At 62.4% G+C, this 13,388-nt stretch carries 16 protein-coding genes; 6 read left to right on the top strand and 10 right to left on the bottom strand.

Features of this window, described 5'->3' with window-relative positions:
* The gene (mnmA, locus tag NKJ73_RS01160) at nt 1-1,191 is read right to left on the bottom strand and encodes a tRNA 2-thiouridine(34) synthase MnmA (protein WP_023679564.1); all 1,191 of its coding nucleotides are present in this window, start codon (nt 1,189-1,191) and stop codon (nt 1-3) included.
* A gap of 261 nt (nt 1,192-1,452) precedes the next feature.
* On the opposite strand from mnmA, the gene sciP reads away from it, so the two are divergent.
* Nucleotides 1,453-1,728 (top strand): CtrA inhibitor SciP, encoded by a 276-nt coding sequence (gene sciP / locus NKJ73_RS01155; RefSeq protein WP_023679563.1) that lies wholly within the window; start codon nt 1,453-1,455, stop codon nt 1,726-1,728.
* Between the two features lie 57 nt (nt 1,729-1,785).
* Here sciP and NKJ73_RS01150 read toward each other — a convergent pair whose 3' ends face one another.
* Nucleotides 1,786-2,712, bottom strand: a complete 927-nt coding sequence (locus tag NKJ73_RS01150) for an NADP-dependent oxidoreductase (protein ID WP_352568055.1) — start codon at nt 2,710-2,712, stop codon at nt 1,786-1,788.
* Nucleotides 2,713-2,805: 93 nt separating this feature from the next.
* Here NKJ73_RS01150 and NKJ73_RS01145 point away from each other — a divergent pair, with 93 nt between their 5' ends.
* Nucleotides 2,806-3,201, top strand: a complete 396-nt coding sequence (locus NKJ73_RS01145) for a winged helix-turn-helix transcriptional regulator (RefSeq protein WP_352568054.1) — start codon at nt 2,806-2,808, stop codon at nt 3,199-3,201.
* Between the two features lie 62 nt (nt 3,202-3,263).
* On the opposite strand, the gene NKJ73_RS01140 is transcribed toward NKJ73_RS01145, so the two are convergent.
* Nucleotides 3,264-3,641, bottom strand: a complete 378-nt coding sequence (locus tag NKJ73_RS01140; protein WP_023719275.1) for a flagellar export protein FliJ — start codon at nt 3,639-3,641, stop codon at nt 3,264-3,266.
* A gap of 451 nt (nt 3,642-4,092) precedes the next feature.
* Here NKJ73_RS01140 and ctrA point away from each other — a divergent pair, with 451 nt between their 5' ends.
* On the top strand, nt 4,093-4,788 hold the full coding sequence (gene ctrA, locus NKJ73_RS01135) for a response regulator transcription factor CtrA (protein ID WP_006203583.1): 696 nt from the start codon (nt 4,093-4,095) through the stop codon (nt 4,786-4,788).
* 104 nt (nt 4,789-4,892) lie between these two features.
* Here ctrA and NKJ73_RS01130 read toward each other — a convergent pair whose 3' ends face one another.
* Nucleotides 4,893-5,261 (bottom strand): response regulator, encoded by a 369-nt coding sequence (locus NKJ73_RS01130; RefSeq protein ID WP_023679559.1) that lies wholly within the window; start codon nt 5,259-5,261, stop codon nt 4,893-4,895.
* Between the two features lie 240 nt (nt 5,262-5,501).
* Nucleotides 5,502-6,131 carry a histidine phosphotransferase ChpT gene (gene chpT, locus NKJ73_RS01125; protein WP_023679558.1) on the bottom strand — a complete coding sequence of 210 codons (630 nt, stop codon included), beginning with the start codon at nt 6,129-6,131 and terminating at the stop codon, nt 5,502-5,504.
* A gap of 339 nt (nt 6,132-6,470) precedes the next feature.
* Here chpT and NKJ73_RS01120 point away from each other — a divergent pair, with 339 nt between their 5' ends.
* Both NKJ73_RS01120 and NKJ73_RS01115 read left to right on the top strand, forming a co-directional pair.
* Entirely contained in the window at nt 6,471-7,052 is a 582-nt protein-coding gene (locus tag NKJ73_RS01120; RefSeq protein WP_023679557.1) for a DUF1134 domain-containing protein, read from the top strand.
* Between the two features lie 147 nt (nt 7,053-7,199).
* Nucleotides 7,200-8,363, top strand: coding sequence for a coiled-coil domain-containing protein (locus NKJ73_RS01115; protein ID WP_352568053.1), 1,164 nt, complete (start codon nt 7,200-7,202; stop codon nt 8,361-8,363).
* Between the two features lie 33 nt (nt 8,364-8,396).
* Here NKJ73_RS01115 and NKJ73_RS01110 read toward each other — a convergent pair whose 3' ends face one another.
* Nucleotides 8,397-9,194: a TrmH family RNA methyltransferase gene (locus tag NKJ73_RS01110; RefSeq protein ID WP_352568052.1), complete on the bottom strand. Its 798-nt coding sequence runs from the start codon at nt 9,192-9,194 to the stop codon at nt 8,397-8,399.
* Nucleotides 9,195-9,505: 311 nt separating this feature from the next.
* Here NKJ73_RS01110 and NKJ73_RS01105 point away from each other — a divergent pair, with 311 nt between their 5' ends.
* Entirely contained in the window at nt 9,506-10,510 is a 1,005-nt protein-coding gene (locus tag NKJ73_RS01105) for a L,D-transpeptidase (RefSeq protein WP_352568051.1), read from the top strand.
* A 71-nt stretch (nt 10,511-10,581) separates the two neighbouring features.
* On the opposite strand, the gene NKJ73_RS01100 is transcribed toward NKJ73_RS01105, so the two are convergent.
* The 4 genes from NKJ73_RS01100 to NKJ73_RS01085 all read right to left on the bottom strand — a co-directional run bounded on the left by NKJ73_RS01100 (nt 10,582) and on the right by NKJ73_RS01085 (nt 13,251).
* Nucleotides 10,582-10,920 (bottom strand): ArsR/SmtB family transcription factor, encoded by a 339-nt coding sequence (locus NKJ73_RS01100; protein ID WP_023679553.1) that lies wholly within the window; start codon nt 10,918-10,920, stop codon nt 10,582-10,584.
* Between the two features lie 173 nt (nt 10,921-11,093).
* Nucleotides 11,094-11,855 carry a HugZ family pyridoxamine 5'-phosphate oxidase gene (locus tag NKJ73_RS01095; RefSeq protein WP_352568050.1) on the bottom strand — a complete coding sequence of 254 codons (762 nt, stop codon included), beginning with the start codon at nt 11,853-11,855 and terminating at the stop codon, nt 11,094-11,096.
* Nucleotides 11,856-11,871: 16 nt separating this feature from the next.
* Nucleotides 11,872-12,633 carry a 3-hydroxyacyl-CoA dehydrogenase gene (locus NKJ73_RS01090; RefSeq protein ID WP_023679551.1) on the bottom strand — a complete coding sequence of 254 codons (762 nt, stop codon included), beginning with the start codon at nt 12,631-12,633 and terminating at the stop codon, nt 11,872-11,874.
* 63 nt (nt 12,634-12,696) lie between these two features.
* A complete protein-coding gene (locus tag NKJ73_RS01085) occupies nt 12,697-13,251 on the bottom strand; it encodes a GNAT family N-acetyltransferase (protein ID WP_352568049.1) in 555 nt (184 codons plus the stop codon).
* Between the last annotated feature and the right edge of the window lie 137 nt (nt 13,252-13,388).

Genomic DNA, 13,388 nt, shown 5'->3' with positions numbered 1-13,388 from the left:
CTATTCGGCGGGAACCCGCGCCGGCTGGACGGCAAGCCGCGTCAGCATCGCCTCGGCCTCGGCGCCGCGCTCGGAGCGCTCGATGAAGCCGCCGCCGAACACGCGCGCCTCGTTGCCATCGTCGGAATAGAGCACGCAAGCCTGACCGGGCGCGATGCCGGATTCGCCGTCGACCAGTTCCACCGAAGTGACACCGGCGCGGTGATGCAGCACGGCCGGGCGCGGCGGCCGCGTCGAGCGCACCTTGGCGAAAAGCTCAAGCCCGGCCGCCGGGATAGCGGTCAGCGGGCCATCGCCCAGCCAGTTCATGTTGCGCAAGAAGATCTTGTGGGTCTCCAGCGCCTCGCGCGGGCCGACGACGACGCGGGCCCGGTCGGCGTCGAGATGAACGACGTAGAGCGGCTCGCCCGAGGCGATGCCGATGCCGCGGCGCTGACCGACGGTGTAGCGCAAAATGCCCTCGTGGCGGCCAAGCACGCGCCCGTCTATATGGACGATGTCGCCCGGATTGGCGGCAGCCGGCTTCAGCTTGGCGATGATGTCGGAATATTTGCCCTGCGGCACGAAGCAGATGTCCTGGCTGTCCTGCTTGGCCGCAACCGTCAGTCCCATCTCCTCGGCGATGGCGCGAACCTCAGGCTTCGACAGGCCGCCGAGCGGAAAACGCAGATAGTCGATCTGCGCCTGGGTGGTGGCGAACAGGAAGTAGCTCTGGTCGCGGTCGGCGTCGACCGGCCGGTAAAGCGCGCGGTGGGCGCCATTGGCGCCGGAACGGATGTAGTGGCCGGTCGCCAGCGCGTCGGCGCCGAGTTCCTTGGCGGTCGCAAGAAGGTCGGCGAATTTCACCGTCTGATTGCAGGAAACGCAAGGGATCGGCGTTTCGCCGGCGACATAGCTCTCGGCGAACGGGTCGATCACCGCCTTGCGGAAGCGCTCCTCGTAATCGAGGACGTAATGCGGGATGCCGAGCGTCTCGGAGACGCGGCGGGCATCGTCGATGTCCTGGCCGGCGCAGCATGAGCCGGCCCGGTGCGTCGCCGCGCCGTGGTCATAAAGCTGCAGCGTGACGCCGACGACGTCGTAGCCCTCGCGCTTCAGGAGGCCGGCAACGACCGACGAATCGACACCGCCCGACATGGCGACGACGACGCGGGTGTTTTCGGGGCGTCCGGGAAGATCGAGGCTGTTCATGGTTCTTTCGTTCTGCGCGGCGCTTCAATGCCAATGGCCGGAATATAGGTCAAGCGTCTCGGCTGCGCCAGCTTTGCCGGACCGGCTCATTTTTCCTGCCGGGTTCAATGCGCTTGCCGGCAGATGTTTCAAATGCCGATGAAAAGGCTAACGCCGCGTTCATGATCCTTACCTAACCATTAGGGTCTGCTTAGGCAAATTTTAAAGCTGTGGCGGTAATGTGGTGGGGATTGGGTCTTTGAGTTTTTTGTAGAGAGTACGATGACCGATCTAATTAGACCGCGAGTCAAATATGTTATCGGGCCAGACGGCAGCCCACTTACCATCGCCGATCTGCCGCCGACAAACACACGTCGCTGGGTTATCCGGCGCAAGGCGGAAGTGGTGGCGGCGGTGCGTGGCGGGCTTTTGAGCCTCGAAGAGGCATGCCAGCGCTACAAGCTCACCACCGAGGAATTCCTGTCCTGGCAAGCGTCGATCGACGAATACGGCCTTGCCGGCCTGCGCACCACGCGCATCCAGCAATACCGGCATTAGGCCGATAAGGGCGCTGATCAGCGCCCTTACGTTTGCGAGGGGCGACGATCTGCAATTTCAGACCGTCAGCACCACCTTGCCGATCGGCCTGGTGGCGAGAAAGGCATGGGCGGCACCGGCCTGTTCGAGCGGAAACGCCTTTGCCACGTGGACGGCCAGCTTTTTCGCGTCGATCAATTTGCCGAGCTCCACCAGAGCGGCACGGTCGGGCACTACGGACATGCGCTCGACGCGGATGCCTCGCGTCCTGGCCTTTGCCTTGGTGGCATCGCTGACATCGAGCAGCGACACCAGAACGCCGCCGGCCGTGAGCACTTTCAGTGATTGCTCCGCATGCACGCCGCCGAACGGGTCCAGAACCAGATCGATGTCGCGGGCCTTCCCGGTGAAATCATCCCTTGTGTAGTCGATCACCTCGTCGGCGCCGAGCGAGCGGACGAAATCGAGCTTTTCCGGGCTGGCGGTCGCGACGACGTGAGCGTCGTGCGCCTTGGCGATCTGCACCGCCAGATGGCCGACGCCGCCGGCTCCGGCGTGGATCAGCACGCGCTTGCCAGAATCGAGCCGGCCATGGCGGACAAGGCCTTGCCAGGCCGTCAGGCCGGCCAGCGGCAGCGCGGCGGCTTGCGCGTGATCTATGCCTTCAGGTTTCGGCGCAAGCTCATCAGCCGGGACAGCGGCGAGTTCGGCGTAGGCTGCCGCCTGTTTGGGAAAGCGCGTCATGCCGAACACGGCATCGCCGACCTTGAGGCCGGAGACGCCGGAGCCCAGCGCCTCGACAACTCCCGAAACGTCCCAGCCAAGGACAAAAGGCGGCTCGCCGAGCAGCGGATAGTGGCCGCCGCGCACCGCACCATCGACCGGATTGATGCCGGCCGCCTCGATGCGGACGAGCACTTCGCCGGCCTCGGGTGATGGCGCGGGGCGATCGGCAATGACGAGGACGTCGGGTCCGCCGAAGGAATTCTGGATAATGGCACGCATGGAAGGCTCTCCTGCTGGTTTTGATGTACCACTATCATTTGGATAGTTACATTCTCTTGTCTAGTATGTACCTTTTTGATATATACGCACCTCATGGATAGTGAAGATGTTTCCCCTTTCGGCTATGACGCCTTTCGGCGGTCGTGCCCGTCACACGCCGTGCTCGAGACGCTCGCCAGCAAATGGGTCTACCTGGTGATCTGTGCGCTGCGCCGCGGCCGGCTCCGCAACGGCGAATTGGCGCGCAAGCTCGAAGGCATCACGCCGAAAATGCTGGCGCAGACGCTGCGTATCCTCGAACGCGACGGCCTTGTGCGGCGCGAAATCTTCCCGGTCATTCCGCCGCGGGTCGAATACGAGCTGACCGAACTTGGCCAGAACCTGGCAGGACTGCTCAATCAGATCAGAGCCTGGTCGGAGCAGCATGTGCCCGACATCAAAAATGCGCGCGCACGGGCGGCGGAACAGCAAGAAGATCTGGATGCCTGAGGCGGGCACAGTTCGGTGCGCAGCAATAGCGCGCAAGCGCGACGCGCGTTAAAGTCTTGTTTTCAGCCGATCATGGCGCTGCGGCCGCCGGCTTCCGTGTCGCGCGCCTTGGTGTCGCGCGATTCCAGCATCTCGGCCTTGGAAAGCTCCGCTTCGGCTTCGCTCAACAATGATTCGGCGACATTTCGCTGCTGGGCGAGGTCGCTTTGCGAATTTCTAAGGTTGTCGCGGCGCAGGCGTGCCGCCTTGGCGAAGGTCGGATAAGCAAAATGATTGATGTCGGTGATGCCGGCCTTCTTCTCTTCGGCGGCGATCTGAAGTTCCAGCTCGACGGCCATGCGCTCGAATTCGGCGATCATCATGTCGAGCTGCAGCAGTTGCCGCCGCTTCTCGCTCACCTGAAATTGCTTCAGCCGAACGAGGTTTTCACGTGACTTCATGATTCGGTACTCCCGGAAACGCACACCTGCACATATCGTCCAATTCACCCGGCAAGGCCCAGGCTTGACCCGTTTCCACCGGCTTTCCCCGAACTATGGGAAACAAACTCCTAAAGTTTTTTGCCGGCGGTAACCATTCGTTTACGGGCATTGTTAATCATACGGCTCAGGACTTAAGGGCGGGTAAAAATTCTGCTTCTCGTCGCGAAACCTGGCCAACGAGTCCGAAGAGTCACTTAGTCTGGCTTATTAATGTGCCGCATTAACGGTTTGGGTCTGTGATTCGTTATTGGATTCAACAAGGTGTAGAAAGGGGTTAAAAAATCTGATACCGTCACGGACGGGGAATTAGGTTTTATTAACCATTCGATGGCAGCCTCTGCTCAGGGCAATCACTGCTCCGGTCCTGGACGGGTCGTGAAATGGTCCGGCAGCAGAAAAGGGGAATGAAATGCGCGTTCTGCTGATAGAAGACGACAGTGCAACCGCACAAAGCATCGAGCTGATGCTGAAATCAGAAAGTTTCAATGTCTATACGACCGACCTTGGCGAAGAGGGTGTCGATCTAGGCAAGCTTTATGATTACGACATCATTCTCCTCGACCTCAACCTCCCCGACATGTCGGGCTACGAAGTGTTGAGAACACTCCGCCTTTCCAAGGTGAAGACGCCGATCCTCATCCTCTCCGGCATGGCCGGCATCGAGGACAAGGTGCGCGGCCTCGGCTTCGGCGCCGACGATTACATGACCAAGCCCTTCCACAAGGACGAACTGGTCGCCCGCATCCATGCCATCGTGCGGCGTTCCAAGGGCCATGCCCAGTCGGTCATCACCACCGGCGACCTGGTGGTCAATCTCGATGCCAAGACCGTTGAAGTCGGTGGCCAGCGCGTCCATCTGACCGGCAAGGAATATCAGATGCTGGAACTGCTCTCGCTGCGCAAGGGCACCACGCTGACCAAGGAAATGTTCCTCAACCATCTCTATGGCGGCATGGATGAGCCGGAGCTGAAGATCATCGACGTCTTCATCTGCAAGCTGCGCAAGAAGCTCGACGCCGCGTCTGGCGGGCAGAATTACATCGAGACCGTCTGGGGCCGCGGCTATGTGCTGCGTGAGCCTGAAGATATCCGGGTCAGCGCCTGAAGCAAGGGCATGATCCCAAAATGGGCGCCGGCTTTCGGAAAACAACCTGGTAAAACAACGAGATAGAGCTCATCCGATTTTCGTCGGAATGGAACAGGCTCTGATCAGGCGGCAATCTTCAAGGCGCGGAAGCACTCGAGCAGTTGCGGCCGGTTGAACGGCTTCAGCAGGTAGCCCTGGGCGCCGGCGCGCTTTGCCCGCATGATCGCCCCGACGTCGACCTCGACCAGCGAAATCAAAACTTGCGGCACTACCGGGCTTTCCATGGCGCGCACGCGGCGGATGAGGTCCTGCGCCTGCATGTCCGGCAAGGCGCCGTCGACGACGATGATATCAGGCATGTCGACCGCGCACATCTCGATCGCCTCATGGCCGCTGGCGGCTTCGATCACCATCATGCCGGAACCGCCCAGGATACGCCTTGCAACCTTCCTGATGACGCTCGAATTGTCGACGAACATGCAGCGTTTCATTCCCGGACCCTCTTTGCCATGCGGCAAACCGACAGCGTCGTGGCATCTGCCGGGGAACATAGGCCGATCTGGTAAAGAAGCCGAAAAGCCGTTAGGTAAAATTTTCCTGAAGGTGTTTTTTAGTGAAATATTCTTTCGCAATGCTTCACGCAATCAATCTGCAAGCCGGTCTCACAGATGTTAAGACGACGCCGCAAATATGATTTGGAGAAAAATACTTTTCCGGCTCTTAGCAGAACTTCAGACTGCAGAAAGGACGATCTCGTCGGCGGTCGCATGGATCGAAATCGTCATGTTGGCTTCGCGGGCCAGGAGCAGCGTGTAATAGGGCTGCACCGAATGCGCGTCGATCGGCTCTTCCGGCCTGTGGCCGGAATGCAATTCCAGGAATTTGGGCGGCACGCGGAGCATCGGGCCGCTCGCCGCGAGCGCAAAGCGCGGCTCGGTCTCCAGGTTCTCCAGCGTGACCACCAGCCTGCCGCCGCGCGGAATGGCGGCGTTAGCGACGAGGATGAGATTGAGCAGCAGCTTGACCTTGTTCTTGGGCAACAGTGCGCGGGTTCCGTTCCAGATCAGTTCCGGCTTCTCGTTCTTCAGGAAGGCGATGGCCACGGCCTCGGCGTCCCCGGTGTCGATCAGCATGCCGGCGGAACCGGCAGCGCCGAAGGCGATGCGGGCGAATTGCAGGCGGGCGGAGGCGTTTTTGGCGCTTTGGCGGATCAGCTTCATGGCGTCTTCGTCGGCGCCGCCTTCGTCGAGCAGCTCAAGCCCGTTGTTTATGGCGCCGACCGGCGAAATGATGTCGTGGCAGACCCGGCTGCACAGCAGCGCTGCCAGATCGGGTGCGGAAAGGGTGAAAAGCTCGGCCATCGGCAAAAATCCCTGCAAATTTCACAACACAATGACCGGGCGATCATGATCACGCCTGTCCACACGAATCACGCTCTCTCCCAAGCATTCTGAATACACAGCGCTTGTGCGTGCAGCAACAAATCCGAAATCATGATTGTCGAAAATGGCGTGTTCACGCAGCAGGGTGCTGCGCGGGCGATGTGAAACAGCCTTCGAACCGCCATCTTCATGTGGGAGTTTAATGGTTGAAAAAGGATTACGGCATAGTTTGCCCCTAACAGTCATCCTTAACGGCCGCCAAAGAGCCGTACGGGTGCGAGGCGTCGGCGAAAGTGCTCCCTGACGGAGATTGGAAGCATGGTTTCCCGATTCTACGACCGGACTTTTTTCCGTGTCATCTCAATGACGATCGCCCTCATCGGCCTTGTCGCCTTTTCGGCATCGGCCGCGCGGGCGCAGGAATACACCGCGCAGGAGATCGTCGATTCCGGTCATAAATTCTTCGGCGCTACATCGGGCGGGCTCGCCACCGTCGTCGAGAAGATTTTCGCCACCTATGGCCTGCCGAACGGCTATCTGCTCGGCGAAGAGGGGTCCGGGGCGCTGATCGGTGGCCTGACCTATGGCGAAGGCACGCTCTACACCAAGAATGCCGGCGACCACAAAGTGTTCTGGCAAGGCCCGTCGCTCGGCTGGGATTTCGGCGGCGAGGGCTCGCGCGTCATGATGCTGGTCTACAATCTCGACGATGTGAGCAGCCTCTATAATCGTTTTGGCGGCGTCGCCGGCTCCGCCTATGTCGTCGCCGGCGTCGGCTTCAACGTGCTGAAGAACAACAATGTGCTGCTCGTGCCGATCCGTACCGGCGTCGGCGCTCGTCTCGGCGTCAATCTCGGCTACCTCAAGCTCACCCAGCGCGCGACCTGGAATCCGTTCTGACCTGCATGATGGCGCCACTGCGATTGGCCCTGTGATCCCACGGTCTGAGCTTTGCCGCGGCATACTCTTGCCGTGGCGCCGGATTTCCGTCATGCGAAGATGGCAAAGTCGACCTTTGGCGGTTGCCATGCACAACGGATAGTCATCTTGGTCCAGTCGATCCTGTTCTTTGTCCTCGGCTTTCTCTGCGCGGGCTTTCTGGCGCTGATGATTGCTCCGGCCGTGTGGCGGCGGGCGGTGGCGCTGACGCGCAAGCGCGTCGAGGGCTCGATGCCGTTGACGCTGGCCGAGATCCAGGCGGACAAGGATCGCATTCGCGCCGAGTTCGCCGTTTCGGTGCGCCGGCTTGAAATGACCGCCAAATCATTGCGCGAGAAGGCCGCCGAACAGCTGGTCGAGATCGGCCGCGACCGCGAAGCCCTGAAGGAATTGGCGGCCGAGCGACAGGACAAGAACCGGGTCGTCGCCGATCTTACAGCCAGCGGCGAGGAGCTTCGCAAGCGCGATGAGCAGCTGCAGCAGCTGTCGGAACGGCTTGCGGAGACCGAGCGCGCCCTCGAAAAGCGCGGGCTCGAACTGCGGAAACTGGAGCACATGTATGACGACGCCAGTTTTTCATCCAGCAGCCGGCAGATCGAACTGGTGGCGCGCGAGTCCGAGCTGCAGAAGTTGGCGAGCGACATTTCGCTGCTGCGTGGCCAGCGCAAGGAGGCGGACAGGCGCAGCCAGGAATTGGCAGCCGAAAGCAATGTTTTGCGGGACGCGTTGAAGGCCGAGAAGAAAAGAACCGGCGACCTGGAAAAGAAGGTCGAACGCCTGCTCGCCTCGCTGGCCGATCGCGAGGACAGGCTGGAGCGCCGCGAGAAGGAACTGGTGCGCCTTCGCGAAAAGCCGAAAGGCGCTGAAAGGACGCCTGCGGTGGGTCTTGCCGGCGTGTCAGGCAGTCAGGTCAATGTGGCCGCCAACGGCGACATCGAACAGACAACCGCCAAGCTCGATGCCGACCGCGAGCGGCTGGAGGCCAGGCTGACGTCGCTGGCACGCGAGAACAGGCGGCTGAAGACAGATCTTGCTGCCGTCGAAACATCGAAATCGCGGACCGGAGACGATACCGGCAGCGCCAGCGCCGCATTGCGCGAAGAGATGAACGATCTGGCGGCGCAAGTCGTGGCCTTGACGGCAAAGCTCGACGGGCCGGATTCACCGATCGCCCGGGCGCTTGCAGCGCCTGAGGATCCGCGGCCGGGGAGCGGCGGACGCAGCCTTGCCGATCGGGTGCGGGCGCTGCAGAAGGCCGCTTCGACCGACTGAGATGCCGCCACTTGGCCGCAAAATGCCCGACTCTCAAATTCCGGAAAAATGATGAAGTGCGATGGCTGACGCGGCGGCGACGTTCAGGCTGTCGAAACCTTGCGCCATGCCGATCCGCAGCGTCTGCAGGCGGGCAAGCAGGCTTTCCGGCAGCCCTTCGCCCTCGGTGCCGAGATAGAGCGCCAGCCGGCCGTTTCTCTTGGCGTCGCGAATGTCGGTCTGCCCGCGCGGCGACAAGGCGAATTGGCTGAAGCCTTGCCGGTCGAGCATTGCGGTGCAGCCGGCGGCGTCGGCAAAGGAGGCGAAGGGAATTTTCAAGGCGGCGCCGACCGAGACGCGGATTGCCTTGCGGTACAGCGGATCGCAGCAGGTTGGATCGAGAAGCACGGCATCCGCGCCAAAGGCGGCGGCATTGCGGAAGATTGAGCCGATATTGTCATGATTGGCGATGCCGACCAGCACCACGATCAGCGCGCGGGCGGGCAGTGCGCCGAGCAAAGCTTCAGCGGAGACGGCCGCGCCCTTGCGGCCGATCGCCAATATGCCGCGATGCATGTGGAATCCGGCAATCCTGTCGATGACTTCGCCGGATGCGACATAGATCGGAAGCCCGGCAGGCGCCTTGCGCAGGACGTCATCGAGGCCGGCCAGCCGGTTCTCGAGCACCAGCACCGATTCTGCCTCGAAGCGACGGGCGGCAAGCAGCGTGTCGAGCACCACCTTGCCTTCGGCGACGAAACGGCCCTGCCGGCCGGCAAGATCGCGTTCCCGGATGTCGAGATAGGCGGCGACGCGAGGATCCTGCGGGTCGTCTATGCGGATCGGATTCATGGCTTCCTCGGCGGACCCTGGCGTCGGCCGCGAATCGGGATTCGGATTCGGAAGGCACGATGCCGGATCCGAAGCTCTGATATATCTCAGCGTCCAAATGGATGCACGCCGTTCTAACGGTCAAATCCAATCACTAGGCGCCGGGCGGAGACGCCCTGCCTGGCCTCCTGGCGGCACGGCGATATTTGATTTCCGCGGCACGGCTCTTTGGCCAAGCCGCTTCAATGCAGAATTTCGATGGGCGAAGGAACCACACAGGGCCATGCCGCGTCATAGAGGCGGGCTCCTGCTGCGGTCCTGGGAGGACATCGATGATCAGGCTCCTCCTCGTCTTTGCCGCCACGCTTGCCCTCGCATGCGGCGTGGCTCGCGCGGCCAAGCTTGATCCAGCCACCGTCAATCAGGCCCAATTCACTATCGGCGAACCGAAGGGTGTCGATCCGATGCTGCTGAAGGCGCAGATCCTTCTGGATCGCGCCCGCTTCTCGCCGGGCCTCATCGACGGTCGCCTTTCCCAGAACTTCGCCAAAGCCGTCGCCGCGTTTCAGGCGGCAAACGGACTTCCGCCCGATGGCAAGCTCAGTCCACAAACCTGGAGCAAACTCATCGCAACCTCCGCCAAGCCGGTGCTGGTGACCTATGAGGTGATGCGCAAGGATGTGCGCGGACCTTTCACCAGGCGTATTCCGGCTCGCTTGGAGAGGATGGCCCGCTTGCGGCGGCTCGGCTATCGCAATGCGGTGGAGAGGTTGGCTGAGCGCTTCCACGTCAGCGAACAATTGCTGCGAATGCTCAATCCGGGCACCAGCCTCAGGAAACCAGGCAGGACGTTGGTGGTGCCTGATGTCAGCAGGGGCGACCCTCCCGCCGGCGTTGCCGTCGTCGAGGTCGACAAGGGCGCCCGCCTGGTGCGTGTGCTCGACCGTGCCGGCAAATGGCTGGCGGTCTACCCCGCCTCGATTGGGAGCGAGGAGAAGCCGGCGCCAAGCGGCATGGCGGAGGTCAGGCGCGTGGTGCACAACCCTACCTATCACTACGATCCGGACTTCGCTTTCAAGGGGGTCAAGACCAAGCGGCCCTTCACCATCGCTGCCGGGCCGAACAACCCCGTGGGATCGGTCTGGATCGATCTCTCCATCGAAAGCTACGGCATCCACGGCACGCCCGAACCGGGCAAGATCGGCACCACCTTTTCGCATGGCTGCATCCGGTTGACCAATTGGGATGCCGAAGACCTTGCCTCCATGGTGCAGCCGGGCACGAAGGTCGAGTTCAAGGACGAGATTGCGCAGGCCGCCGACGAGCGCGTTCAGTAGCAAAGCGGACTTGGCAGCAAAGCGGACTTGGCAGCAAGGCGGATTTGGCGGGGCATTCTCCGCCCGGCCGCTCAGGTCCCGGCGCGACGCAGCCGGTGAGCCATCTGCGACAGTTCACCTTCGCCGAAAATGCCGTCCAGCATGTGCAGCAATTCGCGCACCGCCGCGGACTTGCAGGAATAATAAATCATTTGCCGGTCGCGGCGGGTCTCGACAAGGTCGGAAGCCCTGAGCTTGGCCAGATGCTGTGACAGGGCGGATTGGCTGAGCGATACCTTCTCGGCTATGGCGCCGACCGACATCTCGCCCTCGGCCAGATAGCTCATGATCAACAAACGTTTTTCGTTGCCCATCAGCGTCAGAAACGCAGCCGCGGTTCCGGCGTTGGCGACTAGCTTGTTCGAGACCATAGATCCCCCATGCCTTCTTGCTCATCCGCCGCTATGGGGGCAATAGCGTCGGATTCCATAGACTTTCCCTATAGATGCACGCCAGCGATTCAGCGTCACTCGCAAAGGTAGAACATTTCGCTCAAATCTCAAGGCTTGCTTTCCATGCAAGCCGATTAACCGTGCGGCTGTGATTATTTTGCCGATCGGGCAGCCTTGGCCATGTCGATCAGGACAGGCCTGAGGTCGCGCGCCGCTCTCAGCGGCTCGGGGAAGAAAACCCGACAGACATTGTCGCCCGATATCAGATCCATCCCGTCGGCGTCGAACCCGGTGACGATCCAGCCGTCGCTCTCGGCCCCGCCGAAATGACTTGCGTAGAGGGCAATCGCATCGAGATGGTCGGCGTTCATGTGGTCGAGCGCCGATTGCTCCCCGGCGGCAAGCTCTTCGACGATCGCTCCCGTCGCGACCAGATCGGTGCGGTCGAGCAGATAGGCCTTGCCGAAGCCGCCGTTCAGGCTGGCGCGCTCCGGTTCGAGCCGGAAGATCGAGAAGTCGCCGAGCCCGGCATAGAGTTTTGCCTTGGGATTGCGGTTGAGGTAGCGCCGCTCGGCGCGGGCGTGCTCGTTCGAGCCGCGTTCCAGCCGCACGGCGCGGCAGACGAGCGTCAATCGCGGATGCGCCAGCGGATCGCCCTTGCCGGGTTCGCCGACGAGCAACGAGCAGCGCGGGTCGGCAAGGATGGCGCCGGTATGGGCGGACAGCATCGATACCAGGATCAACGGCGTGCCGTCGATGTCTGTGGCGACGCCGACCCGGCTGGCCAGCGGCGAACCGGTTCCCGGTTCGAGCACTGCCAACGCGCCGAAACGGGCGCTGCGGATCAGCGTCTTTGCCAGCCTGATCGCCTCGGTATCGGTCGCGCGGATCACGTCTTTCGTGGGTTCGTCCAAGGCATCACCGTCGCATTTATTTCGGCGCCATGCGGATGGCGCCGTCGAGGCGAATGGTCTCGCCGTTGAGCATCTGGTTCTCGATGATGTGCAAGGCAAGTGCCGCGTATTCCGAAGGCTCGCCCAAACGGGAAGGGAAGGGCACAGCGGCGCCGAGCGAATCCTGCACCTCCTGCGGCATGCCGGCCATCATCGGCGTCCTGAAGATGCCGGGTGCGATGGTGCAGACGCGAATGCCGGAGCGGGCGAGATCGCGCGCCACCGGCAGCGTCATGCCGACGACGCCGGCCTTGGACGCGGAATAGGCAGCCTGGCCGATCTGGCCGTCATAGGCTGCGACCGATGCGGTGTTGATAATAACGCCGCGCTCGCCGCCCTGCAGCGGTTCGAGCCTGGCGGTCCGGTCGGCGACCAGGCGGATCATGTTAAAGGTGCCGATCAGATTGACCTCGATCACCTTGCGGTATTGATCGAGCGGATGCGGTCCGTCCTTGCCGATCGTCTTCATGCCGACAACGATGCCGGCGCAATTGACCAGGATGCGCGGTGCGCCGAGCGTCTCTGCCGCTTCCGCGACTGCGGCGGCACCGCTCTCGGCGTCGCTCACATCGCATCGGACGGCGATGCCGCCGATGTCAGCCGCCACCTTGGCCGCACGCTCGATGCCGAGATCGAGGACGGCAACCCTGGCGCCGCCGGCGGCAAGAGCGCGCGCCGTCGCCTCGCCAAGGCCGGAGCCGCCACCGGTGACGATCGCAATCTGGCCGTTCGGGTTCATCTCGACGTCCTCCTCCGTGCCCAGACTATGCCGCGAAGCCACCGTGCGACAGCACCGGCACGGTCATGCCATCGCGGCGATGTGCGCGGCAATCCTTGCCTGGTCGGCGTGGCAAACCTCGCCCGCCAGCCTCGCCACCGCGCCCGGCACGATCTCGTGCGCCAAAAGCCGGTCGGGGTCGACCGGACGCGGCATCGAGATCTGCCCACGCGGCAGCCTTTTGAAGCCGAGCGGGCCGTAATAGGGTTCGTCGCCGACCAGCATCACCGCCGGCGCGCCGGCCTTGGCGGCGGCTTCCAGCGCGATTGCCACCAGCCGGCGGCCGATGCCGAGATTTTTGAAGGCCGGCCGCACGGCGAGCGGCCCGAGCATCAGCGCGCGGCCGGCACCGGCGGCGATGCGCGTCATCCGTACCGAGGCGACGACGATTGCGCCGTCGACAGCCACGAAGGACAAAGCCCGCTCATGCGGGCCAGCTTGGCGGATCTTGTAGGCGGCAAGCACGAAACGGCCCGGCCCGAAGGCCTCGTTGTTGATGGCTTCGATTTCAGGATCATGCGCCGGAGTTTCCGGCAGGTATTTCACGTCGGCCAGGTATTTCAAGTCGGCAAGGCTCATGGTCTTTGCGTTCCGGTATACGAGGAAAGGTTTGCTGCAAGCGGCAGCGTTCGCCAGTCAGCGCTTCATCAAGCGCGGGCGCTCTTTCGTCGTCGGTCGAACCGGATCACGGCAAAGTCAAACATGCGGATTGTCCG

Source organism: Mesorhizobium sp. M0074 (assembly GCF_040322975.1).
Lineage (GTDB): Bacteria > Pseudomonadota > Alphaproteobacteria > Rhizobiales > Rhizobiaceae > Mesorhizobium.
Note: the sequence above shows the minus strand (reverse complement) of the source record. Positions and strands in the feature narration are given on the sequence as shown.